At 74.1% G+C, this 19,038-nt stretch carries 16 protein-coding genes; 10 read left to right on the top strand and 6 right to left on the bottom strand.

Annotated elements, in window-relative coordinates; genetic code table 11:
- A partial coding sequence (gene coaE, locus ACPCK6_RS26680) for a dephospho-CoA kinase (protein WP_423482545.1) occupies nucleotides 1-1,104 on the top strand: 1,104 nt, incomplete at its 5' end.
- A gap of 25 nt (nucleotides 1,105-1,129) precedes the next feature.
- On the opposite strand, the gene ACPCK6_RS26685 is transcribed toward coaE, so the two are convergent.
- Nucleotides 1,130-2,668 (bottom strand): hypothetical protein, encoded by a 1,539-nt coding sequence (locus ACPCK6_RS26685; protein WP_423482546.1) that lies wholly within the window; start codon nucleotides 2,666-2,668, stop codon nucleotides 1,130-1,132.
- Between the two features lie 384 nt (nucleotides 2,669-3,052).
- Here ACPCK6_RS26685 and uvrB point away from each other — a divergent pair, with 384 nt between their 5' ends.
- The 4 genes from uvrB (at nucleotide 3,053) to ACPCK6_RS26705 (ending at nucleotide 7,399) form a co-directional block, all read left to right on the top strand.
- Complete coding sequence (uvrB, locus tag ACPCK6_RS26690) at nucleotides 3,053-5,158, top strand: excinuclease ABC subunit UvrB (protein ID WP_423482547.1); 2,106 nt, start codon at nucleotides 3,053-3,055, stop codon at nucleotides 5,156-5,158.
- Nucleotides 5,139-6,020: a helix-turn-helix domain-containing protein gene (locus tag ACPCK6_RS26695; protein ID WP_423482548.1), complete on the top strand. Its 882-nt coding sequence runs from the start codon at nucleotides 5,139-5,141 to the stop codon at nucleotides 6,018-6,020. The genes uvrB and ACPCK6_RS26695 overlap by 20 nt, the downstream gene beginning before the upstream one ends.
- Nucleotides 6,021-6,045: 25 nt before the next feature.
- Complete coding sequence (locus ACPCK6_RS26700) at nucleotides 6,046-6,414, top strand: VOC family protein (RefSeq protein ID WP_363801194.1); 369 nt, start codon at nucleotides 6,046-6,048, stop codon at nucleotides 6,412-6,414.
- 85 nt (nucleotides 6,415-6,499) lie between these two features.
- Complete coding sequence (locus tag ACPCK6_RS26705; protein WP_423482549.1) at nucleotides 6,500-7,399, top strand: DUF5753 domain-containing protein; 900 nt, start codon at nucleotides 6,500-6,502, stop codon at nucleotides 7,397-7,399.
- Between the two features lie 108 nt (nucleotides 7,400-7,507).
- Here the strand turns inward: ACPCK6_RS26705 and ACPCK6_RS26710 are convergent, their stop codons facing one another.
- Nucleotides 7,508-7,801, bottom strand: a complete 294-nt coding sequence (locus ACPCK6_RS26710) for an antibiotic biosynthesis monooxygenase family protein (RefSeq protein WP_013287496.1) — start codon at nucleotides 7,799-7,801, stop codon at nucleotides 7,508-7,510.
- A gap of 389 nt (nucleotides 7,802-8,190) precedes the next feature.
- Here ACPCK6_RS26710 and ACPCK6_RS26715 point away from each other — a divergent pair, with 389 nt between their 5' ends.
- Complete coding sequence (locus ACPCK6_RS26715; protein WP_194803519.1) at nucleotides 8,191-9,189, top strand: TerC family protein; 999 nt, start codon at nucleotides 8,191-8,193, stop codon at nucleotides 9,187-9,189.
- 58 nt (nucleotides 9,190-9,247) lie between these two features.
- Here the strand turns inward: ACPCK6_RS26715 and ACPCK6_RS26720 are convergent, their stop codons facing one another.
- Nucleotides 9,248-10,333: a C40 family peptidase gene (locus ACPCK6_RS26720; RefSeq protein WP_423482550.1), complete on the bottom strand. Its 1,086-nt coding sequence runs from the start codon at nucleotides 10,331-10,333 to the stop codon at nucleotides 9,248-9,250.
- Between the two features lie 57 nt (nucleotides 10,334-10,390).
- Nucleotides 10,391-11,488 carry a mandelate racemase/muconate lactonizing enzyme family protein gene (locus tag ACPCK6_RS26725; RefSeq protein WP_423482551.1) on the bottom strand — a complete coding sequence of 366 codons (1,098 nt, stop codon included), beginning with the start codon at nucleotides 11,486-11,488 and terminating at the stop codon, nucleotides 10,391-10,393.
- A gap of 44 nt (nucleotides 11,489-11,532) precedes the next feature.
- Between ACPCK6_RS26725 and ACPCK6_RS26730 the strand changes: the two genes are divergently transcribed.
- Nucleotides 11,533-12,330: a tyrosine-protein phosphatase gene (locus tag ACPCK6_RS26730; protein WP_396882214.1), complete on the top strand. Its 798-nt coding sequence runs from the start codon at nucleotides 11,533-11,535 to the stop codon at nucleotides 12,328-12,330.
- Between the two features lie 5 nt (nucleotides 12,331-12,335).
- Here ACPCK6_RS26730 and ACPCK6_RS26735 read toward each other — a convergent pair whose 3' ends face one another.
- Nucleotides 12,336-13,202, bottom strand: coding sequence for a serine hydrolase (locus ACPCK6_RS26735; RefSeq protein WP_423482552.1), 867 nt, complete (start codon nucleotides 13,200-13,202; stop codon nucleotides 12,336-12,338).
- Between the two features lie 72 nt (nucleotides 13,203-13,274).
- On the opposite strand from ACPCK6_RS26735, the gene ACPCK6_RS26740 reads away from it, so the two are divergent.
- A complete protein-coding gene (locus tag ACPCK6_RS26740; RefSeq protein WP_423482553.1) occupies nucleotides 13,275-13,940 on the top strand; it encodes a class I SAM-dependent methyltransferase in 666 nt (221 codons plus the stop codon).
- A gap of 646 nt (nucleotides 13,941-14,586) precedes the next feature.
- Here ACPCK6_RS26740 and typA read toward each other — a convergent pair.
- Entirely contained in the window at nucleotides 14,587-16,455 is a 1,869-nt protein-coding gene (gene typA, locus ACPCK6_RS26745) for a translational GTPase TypA (protein ID WP_269697328.1), read from the bottom strand.
- Between the two features lie 131 nt (nucleotides 16,456-16,586).
- Between typA and ACPCK6_RS26750 the strand changes: the two genes are divergently transcribed.
- Both ACPCK6_RS26750 and ACPCK6_RS26755 read left to right on the top strand, forming a co-directional pair.
- Nucleotides 16,587-18,086 carry a DedA family protein gene (locus tag ACPCK6_RS26750; RefSeq protein WP_423482554.1) on the top strand — a complete coding sequence of 500 codons (1,500 nt, stop codon included), beginning with the start codon at nucleotides 16,587-16,589 and terminating at the stop codon, nucleotides 18,084-18,086.
- Between the two features lie 32 nt (nucleotides 18,087-18,118).
- The gene (locus tag ACPCK6_RS26755) at nucleotides 18,119-18,988 is read left to right on the top strand and encodes a lytic transglycosylase domain-containing protein (protein WP_423482555.1); all 870 of its coding nucleotides are present in this window, start codon (nucleotides 18,119-18,121) and stop codon (nucleotides 18,986-18,988) included.
- Nucleotides 18,989-19,038 lie beyond the last annotated feature (50 nt).

A 19,038-nucleotide genomic window follows, 5' to 3' on the forward strand; every position in this document is an offset into this window, starting at 1 on the left:
GCGGTGATCGTCGACTCGGACCGCATCGCCCGCGAGATCGTCGCGCCCGGCACCGACGGGCTGGCCGAGGTGGTCGCCGCCTTCTCCGACCGGATCCTGGACGCCGACGGGGCACTGGACCGGGCCGCCCTCGGTGCGCTGGTCTTCGGCGACGAGGCGGCCCGCCGCACGCTCGAAGGGATCACCCACCCCCGGGTACGCGCGCGCAGCGCCGAACTGGTCGCCGCCGCCCCCGCCGACGCGATAGTCGTCAACGACGTACCGCTGCTGGTCGAGGTGGGGCTCGCGCCCACGTACCACCTGGTGGTCGTGGTGCAGACGGCCGTGCCGACCCGGATGGCCCGGCTGACCCGCGACCGGGGGATGGCCCCGGCGGAGGCGCAGCGGCGCATCGCCGCGCAGGCCGACGACGCGACCCGCCGTGCGGTCGCCGACGTGCTGCTCACAAACGACGGCACGCTCGCCGACCTGCACGCCGCGGTGGACGCCCTGTGGCGGGACCGCCTGGTGCCCTACGAGCGCAACGTCCGCGAACGCCGCGCCGTTCCGCCCGACCCGGCGGCGCTCGCCGGGCCGGACCCGGCCTGGCCCGAGCAGTACGCCCGGCTGGCCGCCCGGATCCGCCACGCCGCCGGCGGTGACATCCGGGTCGACCACGTCGGCTCCACCGCCGTGCTGGGACTCGCCGCGCCGGACGTGATCGACATCCAGGTGACGGTGTCCTCCCTGGCCGAGGCGGACGGGCCGCTCGCGCAGCGGCTGACCGAGGCGGGTTTCCCGCGGCTGCCGGGCGAGTGGTGGGACGCGCCGCGGCAGCCGGAGCCGGTGCGCTGGCCCAAGCGGCTGCACGGCGGAGCGGACCCGGCGCGTCCGGTGCGCCTGCACCTGCGGGAGGCCGGTTCGCCCGGCTGGCGGTACGCGCTGCTGATGCGCGACCACCTGCGCGCCGACCCGGCACGGCGGGCCGACTACCTCCAGGTGAAGCGGGATCTGGCGGCGGCCGCGCCGGAGCACGCCGCGTGGGGCACGGTGACCGATCCCTGGTTCGACGAGGAGCACCTGCGCGCCGAGGAGTGGGCCGCGCAGACCGGCTGGCGGCCCTGACCGGGCGGTAGGGATCGGGCCGGGCTCAGCGCGCCGCCGAGGCCGCCGATCCGCCGCTGCCCGCCGCATGCCCCGGCGTGAGGTCGAGCCGGAGCCACACGCCCGGCCCGGCCCGCAGCTCCATCCGGTGCGGCAGGCCACCCCGGTCCAGCCACAGGCGGCGGCCGCCCGGCAGCTCGAACACGTCGACGGCCCGGTCGTCCAGCCGGTCCTCCCGGATCCGGACGGCGGTGCCGCCGGGCGCGTGGCGGGCCGCCCGCAGCGCCGCGTCGAGCAGCCGGTCCAGGTCGTCGCCGGGCGGCCGCGCGGGGGCGGCGAGCAGCGCGGCCGGTGCCGGTGCCGGTGGCGTCGCGGGCCCGTCGGGGGACCGCTGCACCTCGGCCACCCGTCCGGGGCGGGCCCACCGCAGGGTGCGCCGGCCGCTGCCCTCCTCGATCACCGCGAGGTACGCCGACGCGCTCGTCCAGTTGATCGTGCCGGTGGCCCGCAGGTTCGCCGACGGGCCGAGCGGAGCGGCCACCGTCACCGTCGCGCCGCCGAGTGCCCGGAGCCGGGCGGGCAGCGCGGCCAGCCGGGCGACCTCGTCGTCGGTGGGCGCCCGGGGCTGCCCGGGCCGGCCGCCGAGCGCGTCCACCGGGTGCAGCGTGGGCCGGTCGGCGCGGGTCAGGTCCACGGTGACGGGCGTGCCGTCGGCCAGCCGGCCGGTGAGCCGGTGCAGCCGGGCGTCCGCGTCCACCCACAGCGTCGGCAGCGGGTCACCGGGCGGCGCGAGGGGCGCCTGGAGCACGTCCACCGGGACGCCGCCCACCTGGTCGCCGCGTAGCCACCGGCCGTCCGTGGCGGGCGGATCGACCCGGTCGGCGCCGAGCCCGATCAGCAGGTCGCGTACCGCGCCCAGGCCGTGCCCGCCGGCCGGGGAGCGCATCCGCCACCGGTCCGCCGGCGGCACCAGCGGCGGCCGGGCCGGGGTGGGGAGCGCACCCGGGTCGGGCCGGACCAGCAGCGCGGACGCGGTGGCCTGCACCAGGCCCCGGTCGTCGCCCGCGCCCGGGCCGCCGACGTCCAGGTAGACCAGGGGGCGGGCCCAGTCGACCCAGCCGACCAGTTCGGTACGGGCGCCGTCGGCGCCGACAGTGACCCGGACACCGGCGCGTACGTCGCGCAGGTTGGTGACCCGCAGCGCGGCCACCCGGTCCGCCTCGGCGGCGGTCAGGGCACGTGTCGCCGGGGCGTCGTCGGTGCGGCCGGGCACCCAGGACGGCAGGGTGGCCACGAGTGCCGCGGCGGAGATCGCGGCGGCCGCCACGAGTGCGGCGAGCGCGATCCGGCGCCGGTCCGGCCCGTCCGGCGGGTCGTCGGCGCCGTCCAGTTCCGGGTCGCCGTCCGGCCGGGTGGTGAGCGGGGGGCGGCGGCCGTCGAACAGGCCGGCCCGGCGGCGCCGGCCGGCCACGGTGGCGGGCCGGGTCGGTGTGCTGGTGCGGCCGCGCCGGTGGCCGCGCCCCGGTTCCCGGGGTACGGCCTGGTCGCCGTCGCCCCGCGCGGAGAGCCGGTGGGGTCGGCTCACGCCGCGCTGGCGGCCCGGCTCGTCGGCGGGCGGGGGCGTGCCGGTGTCGGGCTCGCGTCGCGGCCGGCGCTCGGGAGAGATCCCCACGAGTGGAGAACGCGAGAGCGGGGTTTCGGTGACGAGCAGGGGCGCTCGCGGCGGCCGGTCAGCGCTGCGCGCGACCACCGTCGGCGCGCACGCCGGTCGTCCCGGGTGCTGCGGCCCTGGCGCCGGGGGCGACCGGCCCCGCGTGGGGCGATCACCGGCCCGGTCGGCCGCCGCGAGCGGCCTACGGTACGAGGGTAGACCGGTGAGATGAGCCACACAATGGGAATATCGAAGCCGATCAGGGACGGTCCGTGGTCGTGGCCGGAAGTGTCGGACCCCGGGCGTACGGTTGGTGTCATGGCGCTCGACATTCCCCGGCTCGACGGCCGCTTCCAGGTCGTCAGTGAGTTCCAGCCGGCCGGTGACCAGCCGGCTGCCATCGACGAGCTTGAGCGTCGCGTGCGGCGCGGCGACCGCAACACGGTGCTGCTCGGCGCGACCGGCACGGGCAAGAGCGCCACCACGGCGTGGCTGGTCGAGCGGCTCCAGCGGCCGACCCTGGTGCTCGCCCCCAACAAGACCCTCGCGGCCCAGCTGGCGAAGGAGTTCGGCGAGCTGCTGCCGCAGAACGCCGTCGAATACTTCGTCTCCTACTACGACTACTACCAGCCCGAGGCGTACATCCCGCAGACCGACACCTACATCGAGAAGGACTCCTCGATCAACGAGGAGGTCGAGCGGCTGCGGCACTCGGCCACCATGTCGCTGCTCACCCGGCGGGACGTCATCGTCGTCGCCACCGTCTCGGCGATCTACGGCCTGGGCACGCCGGAGGAATACCTCGACCGGGCCGTGCGCGTCAAGGTCGGGCAGGAGCTGGACCGCGACCAGCTGCTGCGCCGGCTGGTCGACATCCAGTACACGCGCAACGACATGGCCTTCCAGCGCGGCACCTTCCGGGTCCGCGGCGACACACTGGAGATCATCCCGGCGTACGAGGAGCTTGCGGTCCGGATCGAGCTGTTCGGTGACGAGATCGAGAAGCTCTACTACCTGAACCCGCTGACCGGTGACGTGGTCCGCGAGGTCGACAGCCTGATGATCTTCCCGGCCACGCACTACGCCGCCGGTCCGGAGCGGATGGAACGGGCGATCCGCGACATCGAGGCCGAGCTGGGTGAGCGGCTGGCCGAGCTGGAGCGGCAGGGCAAGCTGCTGGAGGCCCAGCGGCTGCGGATGCGCACCACCTACGACATCGAGATGATGCGCCAGGTGGGCTTCTGCTCCGGCATCGAGAACTACTCCATGCACATCGACGGCCGGCTGCCGGGCAGCCCGCCGCACTGCCTGCTCGACTACTTCCCCGACGACTTCCTCACCGTGGTCGACGAGTCGCACGTGACGATCCCGCAGATCGGCGGCATGTACGAGGGCGACGCCTCCCGTAAGCGGATGCTCATCGACCACGGCTTCCGGCTCCCCAGCGCCGCCGACAACCGGCCGCTGCGCTTCGACGAGTTCCTGGAGCGGGTGGGCCAGATGGTCTTCCTCTCCGCTACCCCCGGCCCGTGGGAGCTGGAGCAGGCGCAGGGCGAGTTCGTCGAGCAGGTGATCCGGCCCACCGGCCTGATCGACCCCGAGGTGGTGGTCAAGCCGACGAAGGGGCAGATCGACGACCTCATGCACGAGATCAAGCTGCGGACCGAGCGGGACGAGCGGGTGCTCGTCACCACGCTCACCAAGAAGATGGCCGAGGACCTCTCCGACTACCTGCTGGAGAACGGCATCCGGGTGCGCTACCTGCACTCCGAGGTCGACACGCTGCGCCGCGTCGAGCTGCTGCGCGAGCTGCGCAAGGGCGACTACGACGTGCTCGTCGGCATCAACCTGCTCCGGGAGGGTCTCGACCTGCCCGAGGTGTCGCTGGTGGCGATCCTCGACGCCGACAAGGAGGGCTTCCTGCGCAGCGGCCGGTCGCTGGTCCAGACCATCGGCCGCGCGGCCCGTAACGTCTCCGGCCAGGTCCACATGTACGCCGACAAGATCACGCCGTCGATGGCGGACGCGATCGACGAGACCAACCGGCGCCGGGCCAAGCAGATCGCGCACAACGAGGCCAACGGCATCAAGCCGGAGCCGCTGCGCAAGAAGATCCACGACATCCTCGACGACATCTACCGCGAGGCGGAGGACACCGAGAACAGCAACGTCGGCGGTGCCGTGCGGCAGCTGTCCCGGGGCAAGGCGCCGGTCAAGGAGACCCGCAGCCGCCGGGGCGCCGCGGCCACCCCGTCGCGGGAGGGGATGGCCCGGGCCGATCTGGCCAACCTCATCCAGGAACTCAACGACCAGATGCTCGCCGCCGCGCGGGAGCTGCAGTTCGAACTGGCCGCGCGGATCCGCGACGAGGTCGCCGACCTCAAGAAGGAGCTGCGCGGGATGGATGCCGCAGGGGTCCGGTGACCGGCGCGACGGCCGGGGCGGCGCGATGCTGACCGAGGCCGTCGTCGGGCGCCCCGACCCGCGGCTGCGCCAGTGGGTGGACAGCTACCTCGGCTACCGCGAGGACGCGCCCGTCCCGTTGGTGCGCCGGGAGGTGGCGGGCGCCTTCGTGGTGCTGATTCTCGGCTGGGGCGACCCTCTCGGCGTGACCGACCCGCGTGCCCCCGGTGAGGGCGGGTCCGCCACCAACGCCTTCCTGGCCGGTCCGTTCGACGGCTGGTGCGCCACCCGCACGGCCGGGACCGGCACCGGGGTGCAGGTGTTGCTGACCGCCCCGGCGGCCCGCCGCCTGCTCGGGTTGCCGCTGGCCGAGCTGGCCAACCGGGTGGTGCCGATCGACGCGGTGGCGGGCTGGCTGGCCCGGCTGCGCGACGAGCTGGCCGGCGAGCCGGGCTGGCCGGCACGCTTCGCCCGGCTCGACACCGCCCTGGCCGCGCGGCTGGCGGCGACAGCGCCGCCGGACCCGCACCTGCTGGCGGCCTGGCGGCGTCTGGACGGCAGCGGGGGAGCGGTCGGCGTGGCCACGCTCGCCGACGAGCTGGGCTGGTCCCGCCGTCACCTGTCGGTCCGGTTCCGGCGGGAGTTCGGCCTGCCGCCGAAGACGGTCGCCCGCCTGCTGCGCTTCGAGCGGGCGTACGCGAGCCTGGGCCGCACGCTGCTCACCGCGGACGCCGCCGTACCGGACGACGCCGGGTGGGCGCAGCGGGCCGCCCGGTGGGGCTACTACGACCAGTCGCACCTGATCCGGGAGTTCCGCGAGTTCGCCGGCGCCACCCCGGCCGCGCTGACCGGGCCCGGATCGCATTCGTCCAATCCGGTCTGACCGCCCCGGCGGCAGACTGACCGTCATGCGAAGCATCTATCCGGTCCTGCGGTATCCCGACGTGCGAGCCGCAGCCGACTTCCTCTGTTCCGCGTTCGGCTTCACCGTGCGCGAGGCCCACGAACTCCCCGACGGCACGATCGGCCACGCCGAGCTGGCGTACGGCGACGACCTGGTGATGCTCGGCCCGGGGCCGGCGCCGCGGTCCCGGCCCGCCGACGACGACTACCGCGTCTACGTGGCGCTCGACGACGTCGACGCGCACCACGAGCGCGCCCGGTCGGCCGGGGCGGAGATCGTCCGGGCGCCGTTCGACACCGACTACGGCTCCCGCGACTACGCGGCCCGCGACCTGGCCGGGCTGGTCTGGTCGTTCGGCACGTACCGCCCCTGAGCGCGCCGCCCGCGCGGTAGCGCTGTGTGGGCGAGGTATTGCCGAGCGTGACGGTGATGCGTACGCTCCCTCCCGGGAGGCGCGCATGCCGTTGTCAGCAAGTCCTGTGGTCCGGAGGGCGAGGCTCGGTGTGGAGCTGCGCCGGCTGCGTCGTCGCGAGTCGCTCACGCTCGAACAGGTCTGCACCCGGCTGGGCTGGGCGTCCACGTCGAAGCTGTCCCGCATCGAGCTGGGGCAGAGCCGGCCCGACCTCGCCGACGTGCTCGACCTGCTCGACGTCTACGCGGTGCCGCCGCCGCAGCGCGACGAGCTGATCGTCATCGCCCGCGACGCGGCCACCGGCCGGGGCTGGTCCAAGGCGCTCGGCGAGATGGGGGAGCGCCAGCGGGCGTACGCCGAGCTGGAGGCGGGCGCGGAACGCATCGTGGAGTACCAGTGTGTGCTCGTACCCGGCCTGCTCCAGACCCCGGCGTACGCCCGCCTGCGCGTGTCGGCCGGCGCGGCGCTGACCGGCGAGGTGGACGTGGAGGCCGACGTGCGCGCCCGTGTCGCACGCCAGGAACTGCTGGTCCGGCCGGACCCGCCGCACTACACCGCGCTGGTCGACGAGCGTGTCTGCGACCCGGACGGCCTGCCCGCCGACGTGTGGCGCGACCAGATGCGGCACCTGCTCGCGCTCGCCGAACGGCCCCGCGTCAGCGTCCGGGTGCTGCGGTCCGCGGCGTCGAGTGGCGACGGGCCGCACCCGTTGGCGCCGTTCTCGTACTACGCCTACCCCGACCCGGAGGATCCGCGCACCGTGCTGGTGGAGACGCTCACCACCGACCTGCGGCTGGTCGCCGAGGCGGACGTGGCTCATTACGAGCGGGTCATCGAGCGGCTCCTGGCGGCGGCGCTGCCGGCTGACGCCTCCGCCGAGCTGGTGGCCCGGCGGCTCGGCGCGGCGCCGGTGCCCCGGCAGCGCGATCCGCACGAGCTGGAGTGAGCCGCACGGCCGGCTGCCGGTGCGGCGCGACCACCGGGCCCGGCGCCCCCGATGCCCGTCGGGACCGGTGGCCGCGCAGCGCGCAGGCTACGGCAGGGGTACGACAGTTCAGGCCGGCACGTCGATGAAATGCTCGACCAGCGGCGGGCCGGCGAAGTGCGGGCCGATGAGTCCCCGCCACTGCGCGAACCGCTCGGTCTGGCGGAAGTTCACGTCGTGCGCCTCGACCGAGTCCCACTCGACGAGCAGCACGAAGCGGGTGGGCGACTCGACGCCCCTGGTCATCCGCACGGAGCGGCAGCCTTCGGCGCCGGCGAGGATCGGCCGCGCCTGCGCGTAGGCGGCGGCGAACTCGTCCTCGTGTCCGGGCGTGACATCGATCAGCGCGACCTCAAGAACCATGCTGGCAGCCTGCCATGCCGGCCCGCCGCCGGTGCGTCCCGGGTGACGTCCCGGCGTGCCTCGCCAGCGGATGGCTAGCCTCCTAGGACGCTCTGCGCGACGTGAGCCGCAGCACGTCGAGAGATCGACGGGCGGCCCGGAGATGCGCCACCCGGGTGCGATGGTGAACAATGGCGGCCGAGGAGGGGAGTATTCCCCCGCGACGGAGTCGTCAGCACGGAAGAGCGCCGGCACCCCCGGTGGCCCGACCCGGCTCCGCCGGTCGGAACCCGGCACCCGGGCTCCGGCGGAAGAGACCTCCGACAGTCACCCCTGTCAGCGTCGACGCACCCCGGCACCGCACCCGGCGTACGGTGTGCCCGACGCAGCGTGTCTGCCGGAGGATGGATTTGAACGTGTCCGCATTGGTGTGGGCGGTAACGCTGATCGCGATGATCGCGGTCCTGCTCGCCGACCTGTTCATCATCGGCCGGCGGCCGCATGAGCCGAGCGTCCGGGAGTCCAGCCTGTGGGTGGGCTTCTACGTCGGCCTGGCGCTGATCTTCGGCGTGGTGCTCTGGCTGACCGCCGGTGGCCGCGTCGCAGGCGAGTTCTACACCGGCTGGCTCACCGAGTACAGCCTCTCGGTGGACAACCTCTTCGTCTTCGTGATCATCATGGCCCGGTTCGGGGTGCCCCGGCAGTACCAGCAGAAGGTGCTGCTCGTCGGCATCATCCTGGCGCTGATCATGCGGGGTGGTTTCATCGCGGCCGGCGCGGCGCTGATCTCCCAGTTCTCTTGGGTGTTCTACATCTTCGGCGCGTTCCTCATCTACACCGCGGTGAACCTGGCCCGGCAGGGCGAGCCGGACGAGGACGAGTTCAGCGAGAACCTGCTGATCCGGTGGAGCCGCAAGGCTCTCCCGCTGTCCCGGGACTACGACGGGGCGCGGATGACCACCCACGAGCACGGGCGGCGCCTGTTCACCCCGATGCTCATCGTGATGATCGCGATCGGCACCACCGACCTGATCTTCGCGCTGGACTCGATCCCGGCGATCTTCGGCATCACCCAGGAGCCGTACCTGGTCTTCACCGCGAACGTGTTCGCGCTGATGGGGCTGCGGCAGCTCTACTTCCTGCTCGGCGGCCTGCTGGACCGGCTCATCTACCTCAGCTACGGCCTCGCCGTAGTGCTCGGCTTCATCGGCGTGAAGCTGGTGCTGGAGGCGCTGGCCGAGAACAACCTGCCGTTCATCAACGGCGGCGAGCACGTGGCGTGGGCCCCGCACATCCCGATCTGGCTCTCGCTCACGGTCATTCTCGGCACCCTGGGTGTGGCCACCGCCGCCAGCCTGGCGAAGTCGTCGCGGGACCGGCGCCGGGAACTGGCCCAGGCCCGCCGCTGACCCGTCCGTCCCGTCCGGGGCGCTCCCGTACCGGGGGCGCCCCGCGGCGTGTCAGCGCTCAGACGCGGTGGGCGCCGACGAGGGTGGCGGTCCGGTCGGCCGGCAGCTCCTCCTCGATCACGCGCCGGGTCAGGTAGCAGGCGTGCAGCATCCGGCGCCGGCCGCCGCGCGGCTCGGCCGACACGATCCCGACGTGGTGGATGCGCCGGCCGGGCCGGGCGAAGAAGTAGAGGTCGCCGGGGCGTTCGGCGTCCAGTGGCAGCCGCGAGGTCGCCGCCGCCTGGTCGTCGGCGTCGCGGGGGAGCGTGATCCCGTACCGCCGCCAGGCCAGGTGCACGAGCCCGGAGCAGTCGATGCCGTCGGTGGACATGCCGCCCCAGACGTAGACGAGGTCGCGCAGCCGTTCGGCGACCGCGAGCACCTGCTCGGCCTCGGGACGCTCGGCGGGCAGCGGCACCAGGTCGTCCTCCGGGGCCCAGAGCGGGTCGGGCCGTCCGGGTACACGGACCGGGCGTCTGCCGTTCACCGCCGGCCCGGCCGGGGTGAGCCGGGTGCCGAGGACCACGCCGGTGAGCGCCGCGCCGCCGCCGGGCTCGGCACGCAACGCGGTGCGGGCGACGTCCACGGTCAGCGGCCGGTCGGCGGCCGAACCGGTGCCGGCCGAACCGGTGCCGGCCGGACCGGAGCGCGCCTGACCGGGACCGGACGGGCCGGAACCGACCGGAGCCGGCCCGGCCGAAGCGGTGGCGGACAGAGCGGGGCCGGACAGAGCGGGGCCGGCGGGGTCGACGTGGGCCGGATGAGTGGAGGACGGCTCGGCGTCGGCCGGATCGGCCAGGTGGGCGGCCCGCAGCCAGCCCGGGTAGCCGTCGGCGCCGAGCTTCGCCGCGGGCTGGCCCAGTGCCACCACCCGCACCCAGCCGTCCGGCCGGGACTCGGTGACGCGCACCGGCTCGCCGAGCAGCAACTGGGTCAGGACGCAGTCGCCGACGAGCTGGTCGCGGTCCATGCCGGCGATCCAGGCGGCGACGTCGGGCGAGCCGGCGAGGGCGGGGCAGTCGATCGGACGTACCGCCTCGGGAGCGGTCCACAGGGTCGCCACCGGTACCCGTACGACGGCCCGGCGGCCGGGCTGAGGTGCCACGCGTACCCCTCTCTCCGGTGGTCGTCCGGGCGACCATATGAAAAATTCTGACGTTGCTCAACCACCTGTCTGAATTTTAGCTTCACGCAGGCCGGTGACCCCCAGGCCCGGAGCGTCCGGCAGCAGCACGCTCGCGCCCTCGTACCGGATGCCCCCGGTGACCGGCGACCAGGCCAGCCACCAAGCGGCGTCGAGGTCCGACACGGCGGTGGTGCCGTACGCGGCGACCAGGCTGGCCGCGGCGCCCACCCCGACCGGCCCTTCCATCATCGAGCCGACGATGGTGCCCATGCCGTGCGCGGTCGCCAGGTCGAGCAGCGTGCGGGCCGGTTGCAGACCGCCGCACTTGGCCAGCTTCACGTTGACCATGTCGGCGGCGCGCCGCCGGATCACCTCGACCAGATCGCGCACGTCGAAGACGGACTCGTCGGCCAGGATCGGCAGGTCCACCCGGTCGCTGACCCAGGCCAGCCCGTCCAGGTCGCGGCGGTGCACCGGCTGCTCGACCAGTTCCACGTCGAGCCCCGCGTCCTCGATCGCCCGGATCACCCGCACCGCCTCCCGGGGCGTCCAGCCCTGGTTGGCGTCCAGCCGGATCCGCACGTCCGGGCCGACCGCGGCCCGCACCGCGCGGACCCGGTCCAGGTCGCCGCGGGCGTCGGTGCCGACCTTGAGCTTGAGCACGCTGAACCCCTCGGCGCCGCGCCGCGCCGCCGTCGCGGCCAGGTCCACCGCGTCACCGGCGGCCAGCGTGACGTCGGTCGGCACGCGCAGCGCCGTGCCGCCGAGCAGACGCACCAGGGGTACGCCGAGCCGCCGCGCGGCCAGGTCGTGCAGCGCCACGTCGACCGCCGCCTTCGCCGACTCGTTCCCGACCACGGCACGGCGCACCAGCGTGCCTGCCGCCTGGAGGTCATCGGCGCCGCGGCCGATCAGCAGCGGCGCGAGCAGTTCGCGTACGCACGCCTCGGCACCCGCCACCGACGCGCCGGTGACCTGCCAGACCTGCGGCGCCTCCCCGAAACCGGACCGGCCGTCGCGGTCGACCACCTCCACCACCAGCGTGTCCACGGTGGTGGTACGACGCAGCGCGGTGACGAACGGGGTGTGTAAGGGGGCCGAGAGACGGTGGGTGCGTACCGCGGCGATCGTCATGTGGGGCACCCTATAGCCAACTGGCGGCGAGCAGGGGAGGGCCGATGGCCGGGCGGGAATGGGAGCTGGTGGGCGCGCCGAACGCGCGTGACCTGGGCGGAATGCCGACGAGCGACGGGCGGCGGGTACGGGCCGGGCGGCTCATCCGCACACCCGCGCTGGGCCGGCTCACCGACGAGGACCTGCCGGTGCTGGGCAAGCTCGGCCCGGCCTGCGTGGTGGACCTGCGCGACGTCCACGAGCAGGCGGTGGCCCCGCCGGACCGGCTGGTCGGGGAGCCCCGCACCGTGCACCTGCCGGTCTACGACGCGGCGCACCCGGTGTTCACGTACGTCTCGGCGGTGCTGCAGGGCCACGACCTGGACGCCTACGCGGCACTGGCCCGCGAGGGCATGCCGGGGGCGATGACGGCGATCTACCGCTGGTTCGTCACCGGGGAGTCGGCACGGGCCGGGTTCGGCGCGGCGGTGCGGCTCGCCGCCGAGGGCGCGAACCTGCCGCTGCTGTTCCACTGCTCGGCCGGGAAGGACCGCACCGGCTGGCTGTCGGTGGTGCTGCTGACCGCGCTGGGCGTGGAGGACGAGGCGATCCGCGCCGACTACCTGGTGCACAACGAGCTGACCGAGAGCCTGCGCGAAGTGCTGCTGTCGGCGATGATCGAGCGCCGGCCGGACCTGGACCCGGCGGTGGCCCGGCCGCTGCTGGAGGTGCGCCCGGAATACCTGGACGCCGCCTACGACGAGGTGCGCCGCGCGCACGGCTCGTTCGACGCGTACCTGCGCGACGGTCTGGGGGTGACCGACGCGCACCGCGCCGCGCTGCGCGAACGGCTGCTGGAGTAGCCGGGTCAGCCGGCCAGGTCGTGCCGCGCGGCCCAGACCCGCTCGGAGACGTGCGCGATCAGCCGGCACGCGTCGTCCTCGACCTCGTCACCGTCCGCGCCACCGTCGGCCAGGTCGGTGGTGGTGCAGACGACGATCGTGTACGGCGGCGCGTCGTCCGGGAACACCACTCCCGCGCCGTGGCGTACGCCGCGTACCCAGCCGTTCTTGTGCGCGATCCGGGTGCCGTCGGGCAGCCCGGCGGCCAGGTCCTCGCGGTGTTCCTGGGCGACGAGCACGTCGAGCATGGCGGCGCAGCCGGCCGGTGAGGCGAGCGGGCCGGGCCGGGTCGCGCCGAGCGCCAGCTCACCGAGCAGGCCGGCCAGGTCGGCGGCGGTGACCAGGTTGTCGATGCCGGAGTCGCGGGCGGCGAAGTCCTCGATGCCGCGGCCGGTGACGCTGTGCCGCGCACCGGCGAGCGCCCACGCCTGCGCCACCGCGGGCAGCCCCACCTGGCCGATGCAGATGTTCGTGGCCAGGTTGCTGGACCGGATGATCATCCGTTCGGCGAGCCAGCGCAGCGGTGCCTCGCCGCCCACGCGGTCCCAGACCGCCTCGTCGTTGTCGTAGTCGCGGTCGTTTGCGAACCGGGGCGCGCCGGGCAGCGCGGAGCCGAACGAGTTGTGCACCGGCACCGGCGCGTCCAGGTCCAGCCGGCCGGCCTCGGCGGCGCGGAACAGCGCCACCAGCACGGCGAGCTTCATGGTGCTCGCCGCGTAGTGGGTGGCGTCGGCCCGCCGCGTCCACGTCGGCCGCGCGCCGGGGCGGCCCACGTACGCGGAGACGGTGCCGGGCACCCGGTCCAGGTGTGCGTCGAGGTCCTCCCAGGTCATGACCGCACCGTAGCGGATCTTCGTGGCGTACGCGGGGCAGCGGCGGGCCCGGGTGCGGGCTAGCGTGCGGAGATGACGACCCCGTTGTACGACGGCATCGCCGACTGGTACGAGGAGTACGCCAGCGAGACCTCGTCGGTCTACATGGACCGGGTCCGGTCGGTGCTGGCCGATCTGTTGGGCGACGGCCCGGGCCGCTGCGTGGACCTGTGCTGCGGCACCGGGGCGCACGCGGCCGAGCTGAAGCGTCTCGGATGGACACCGGTGGGAGTGGACCTGTCCGGCGGGCAGCTCCGCCACGCCCGCGCCCGGCTGCCGGTGGCCCGGGCCGACGCGACGGCGTTGCCGCTGTCCACCGGCGCCGTACCGGCGGTGGTCTGCGTGCTCGCGCACACTGACATGCCGGACTATCCGGCGGCGGTCGCCGAGGCGGCGCGGGTGCTGGCGCCCGGCGGCCGGCTGGTGCACGTCGGCGTGCACCCGTGTTTCGTGGGCGCGTTCGCCGACCGGTCCGAGCCGGAGCGGATCGTGATCGACGGCGGGTACGCCTCGCGGGAGCGCACGGTCCGCTCGTGGAACGCGGCCGGGGTGCGGGCGCGGGTCGGTGCGTGGCACCTGCCGCTGGCCGGCCTGCTGGACGCCGTGGCGGCCGCCGGCCTGCGGCTGACCCGGGTGGTCGAGTCCGGCTCCGGCCCGATCCCCGACGTCCTGGCCCTGGCGGCCACGAAGCCCCACTGACCCCGCAGCCGTGATGCCGCCTCGCGTCCGAGGCGTGGTACCTGGCCCCGTGGCGCGCGTCTCGCGTCCATGGCGCGGCACCTGGCCCGTGGTGCGTCTCGCGTCCGAGGCGCGGTGTGGGCCCGTGACGCCGTCCCGCGTCCGGTCGCGCGGTGGTCGGCCCATGGCGCGTCTCGCCGTCTCGCATCTGTCGCCGTCCTGACCGGACACGTACCGGTCGTAGAGATCGGCGACGCAGCCTTGCACCCGTCGCGTCGTCTCACGCCCGTCGCCGCTCTCACCCGTCGGCGGGGAGGTTCCGCTGCCGCCCTGCCCTCGTCCCAGCCTGGCGATCCACTCCCGCCCTTCGCCTCTCCCGCCCTGCCCGCACCGGCTGCCTCATCGTCGCCAGGTCCCGAGTGCCGGGAGCCAGTGTCCGCCAAGCGAGACGCGCGGAGATCTTGGAAGGAAAGCGCCCCTATGGGGGCCATTTCGTACCAAGATCTCCCGCTCACCCCGTCGATCATGAAGTTGGCGGTGGATTTGATCTCCAGAAGTGCCGGCAACCTCATGATCGACCGGCGACCGGGCGGGGGAAGGAGAAAGGGGGAGCCCGGTCCGCCGAAGGGCGGGCCGGGCTCCGGGTGGGGCTGGTGAGCTGGTGGGGTCAGCCGGCGTGCTTGCGGCGGGCGGCGGCCCGGCCACGCTGCTGCTGGTCGAGCACCACCTTGCGGATGCGCACCGCGGCCGGAGTGACCTCGACGCACTCGTCCTCGCGGCAGAACTCCAGGGCCTGCTCCAGGGACAGCTTGCGCGGCGGGATCAGCTTCTCGGTCTCGTCGGCGGTCGACGAGCGCATGTTGGTGAGCTTCTTCTCCTTGGTGATGTTGACGTCCATGTCGTCGGAGCGGGAGTTCTCGCCGACGATCATGCCCTCGTACACCTCGGTGCCCGGCTCGACGAAGAGCTGGCCGCGCTCCTGGAGGTTGGTCATCGCGAACGCGGTGACCGAACCGGCGCGGTCGGCGACCAGCGACCCGTTGTTGCGGGTGCGCAGCTCGCCGAACCACGGCTCGTACGACTCGAACACGTGGTGCAGGATGCCGGTACCGCGGGTCTCGGTGAGGAACTCGGTCCGGAAGCCGATCAGGCCGCGCGCCGGGACCAGCCACTCCATCCGGATCCAGCCGGTGCCGTGGTTGACCAGCTGCTCCATCCGGCCCTTGCGGGTGGCCAGCAGCTGGGTGATGGCGCCGAGGTACTCCTCCGGGGCGTCGATGGTCAGCCGCTCGACCGGCTCGCAGGTCTTGCCGTCGATCTCCTTGGTGACGACCTGCGGCTTGCCGACGGTCAGCTCGTAGGACTCGCGGCGCATCTGCTCGACCAGGATCGCCAGGGCCAGCTCGCCGCGGCCCTGCACCTCCCAGGCGTCCGGCCGCTCGGTGGGCAGCACCCGCAGCGAGACGTTGCCGATCAGCTCCTTGTCGAGCCGGTCCTTGACCATCCGGGCGGTGACCTTGGCGCCCTTGACCCGGCCGACGAGCGGCGAGGTGTTGGTGCCGATGGTCATCGAGATGGCTGGCTCGTCCACGGTGATCAGCGGCAGCGGCACCGGGTTCTCGGCGTCGGCGAGCGTCTCACCGATCATGATCTCCGGGATGCCGGCGACGGCGATGATGTCGCCCGGCCCGGCGGAGTCGGCCGGCTTGCGCTCCAGGCCCTCGGTCATCAGCAGCTCGGAGATGCGTACCCGCTGGGTGCTGCCGTCGGTGCGGCACCAGGCCACGGTCTGGCCCTTGCTGATGGTGCCCTGCCGGACCCGGCACAGCGCGAGCCGGCCCAGGAACGGCGAGGCGTCGAGGTTGGTGACGTGGGCCTGCAGCGGCGCGTCCTCGTCGTACGCGGGCGCGGGGATGGTGTCGAGCAGCGTGCGGAACAGCGGCTCCAGGTTGCTGCTGTCGTCCGGGACGGCGCCGTCGGCGGGCTGGGTCAGCGAGGCGATGCCGTCGCGGGCGCAGGCGTAGACGATCGGGAAGTCGATCTGCTCCTCGTCGGCGTCCAGGTCGAGGAACAGCTCGTACGTGTCGTCCACGACCTCCTTGATCCGGGCGTCCGGACGGTCCACCTTGTTGATCACCAGGATGATCGGCAGCCGGGCGCGCAGCGCCTTGCGGAGCACGAACCGGGTCTGCGGCAGGGGGCCCTCGCTGGCGTCGACGAGCAGCACCACACCGTCGACCATGGTCAGGCCGCGCTCGACCTCGCCGCCGAAGTCGGCGTGACCGGGGGTGTCGATGATGTTGATGGTGACGGGCTCCGAGCCGTCCGCCGGCATGTACCGCACGCCGGTGTTCTTGGCGAGGATGGTGATGCCCTTCTCGCGCTCGAGGTCCATCGAGTCCATGACCCGCTCGGTGGTCTCACCACGGGCGCCGTAGGCGCCGGCCTGCCGCAACATGGCGTCGACCAGGGTCGTCTTGCCGTGGTCGACGTGGGCGATGATGGCGACGTTGCGGAGGTCGGTGCGTAGCTGCATACCCTCCATACTCCTGTCTGCGGTTGCCGGGGCACGCCTCGGGGTCACCCCGAGACAACCCGGATCTGCGTCGAAAGTGCTGTGCCGACCGTTCCAGCGACTGGCATGCTGACACCCGTGCGGGGTGCCCGATGCCTGACCTGCTGAGCTGGCTGCAGGAGCTGCCGCCCCTGCTGATCTACGTGGCCGCCGCGGCGATCGTCGCGGCGGAGACCGCGGTGATCGTCGGGCTGCTGATGCCCGGCGAGGCGACCCTGCTTCTGGTCGGCTTCCTAGCGTACGCGGGGACGCTGCGCCTCGCGCCCGTGCTGGTGGCGATGACCGCCGCCGCCGTGATCGGAGACACACTCGCGTGGCGGGCCGGCCGCCGCTACGGCCCCCGTCTGCGTGCCTCCGGGGTGGGTGCCCGGATCGGCGCGCACCGGTGGCGGCGGGCCGACTCGCTGCTGGAGCGTCTCGGTGGCCGGGGTGTGCTCGCCGCCCGCTGGATCGCGTTCGCCCGCACGCTGGCGCCCCGGCTGGCCGGGTCGGCCGGGATGCCGTACCGGCGGTTCGCGCCGTGGAACCTGGCCGGGGTGGCGAGCTGGGTCGGCGCCTCGGTGCTGGCCGGCTACCTCGCCGGTGAGTCGTACGAGCGGGTGTCGAAGCTGCTCGGCCGGGCCACCGGCGCGGTGCTGGCCCTGCTGCTGTGCCTGCTCGCCGTGGTGCTGGCCGGCCGCTGGCTGGGCCGCAACCCGGACCCGGTACGCGCGCTGGCGGCGCGGGCCGCCGCGTTGCCGCCGCTGCGCTGGCTTCGGGCCCGGTACGGGGTGCTGTTCTTCCTGGTCGCCATGCGGGTCGGCCCGGCCTGGACGCTGCTGTTCAACCTGGCGCTGGGGCTGGCGCTGCTGTTCGTCGCCGGGCTGGCCGTGGCGGTCCTGCTGGAGGCGGTGGTCGCGCAGAGCGGGCTGTACGTCCTCGACGGCCTGGTCGCCGACTGGTTCGCCGCCCGGCGTACCCCCGGGGTGGTCGACACGGCGCTGCCGGCGGTGTCGGTGTTGCGCGGCTGGGTGCTGATCGCCGCGGTGGCGGTGGTGGCCGCCGTGGTGGCCCGGCGCGGCCGGGCCTGGCGGGCGGACCCGCTCGGGGTGCTGGGCACCGTCGGCGCGGCCGTGCCGCTGGTGCTGCTCGTCGTCGTCGCGGACCTGACCGGCCCGGGCGGCCCGGACCGCCCCGGTGACCTGTTCCCGACGCAGAACGCGGTGGTGACCGCGAGCTTCGGCACGCTCGCCTGGCTGCTGTCGCGCGGCGCCCGCTGGCCGGTGGGCGCGGCGGTCTGGACGGTCGCGTCGGCGGGCCTGGTCACTGTCACCGGCGCGCGGCTCTACCTGGGCTTCAGCACGGCGAGCGGCACCGTCACGGCGGTCCTGCTGGGCGTCGCCTGGACCACCGTGTTCGTGGTGGCGTGGGCGACCCGGGACCGCCTGGCCGACCGGGACGAGCGATCGGCGGGCGCGGACCGGGAGGAGGGGTCCGCCGGCGCGGCGCCGGACGAGGGGCCGGACGACGCGGTGGCCGGGGAGTCGCCGCCCCGGCCCCGGGGACGCCGGTCCGCGTTCCGGGTACCCCCCGGACCCGTCGATCCTTGCTAGGGTGCGCCGACGGGGGACTACGGGGAGGTCCGATGCGGCGAGGACTCGGCCGGTGGGCCGTGACGGTGGTGGCACTGGTCGCGGCGGCCACGCTCACGGCGTGCGGCGAGGAGGAGCGGCCGGTCCGGGAGGTTGCTGCGGACCTGCCCACGGCGGCCCCGGCGGACCAACCACAGGAGGCTCCGGCCGACGCGCCGAGCGAGGAGCCGCCGGCGGTCGCGGCGATGGGCGGCCGGCCCAGCCCGAGCGCGTCGGCGAAACCGAAGCCGCGGGTCAAGCCGTCCCGCACGACCACGGCGCCGCTGGCCCGGCCGAAGCCGCCGACCGAGACCCAGGTGCCACCGGCGCCGCCGAAGCCGGTGGACGACGGCTGCAAGCCGAGCTACCGGGGCACCAAGGCCAGTCAGAGTCAGGTGAAGGCGGCGCTCGCCGACGCGGCGGCGCGGACCTACTGGCCGACGTCGGCGCCGGACATCCGCATCCCGTCGGCGCTGCTGAAGGCCACCGCCTGGCAGGAGAGCGGGTGGCAGTCCAACATCATCGCCTGTGACGGCGGGGTCGGGCTGATGCAGGTCATGCCGGCCACGGCGGAGTGGATGAACCAGCGTTTCGGCCAGTCGTACGACATCGACGCCTACCGGGACAACGCCTACCTGGGCGGCACCTACCTGGCCTGGCTGACCAAGTACATCGGCGACATGTACTTCGAGTCCGACTACCGGCTCGACGCCTCACTGTGCACGAGTGAGCTGAACTCCTGCCTGCTCAACGCCGTGATCGCGGCCTACAACTACGGGCACGGCGCGGTGGCTCGGGAGGACCAGCCGCTGACCATCCCGAACCCGCAGTACGTGCGCAACGTGCGGGCGCTGATGACCGAGTGCGAGTGCCTGAGCTTCTGATCGACCGGACGAAGGGGCGGGGGCCGGCCACCGCGACGGCGACAGTGGCC

Origin of the sequence: Micromonospora sp. AB353 (assembly GCF_049538395.1) — a bacterium.
Lineage (GTDB): Bacteria > Actinomycetota > Actinomycetes > Mycobacteriales > Micromonosporaceae > Micromonospora > Micromonospora aurantiaca.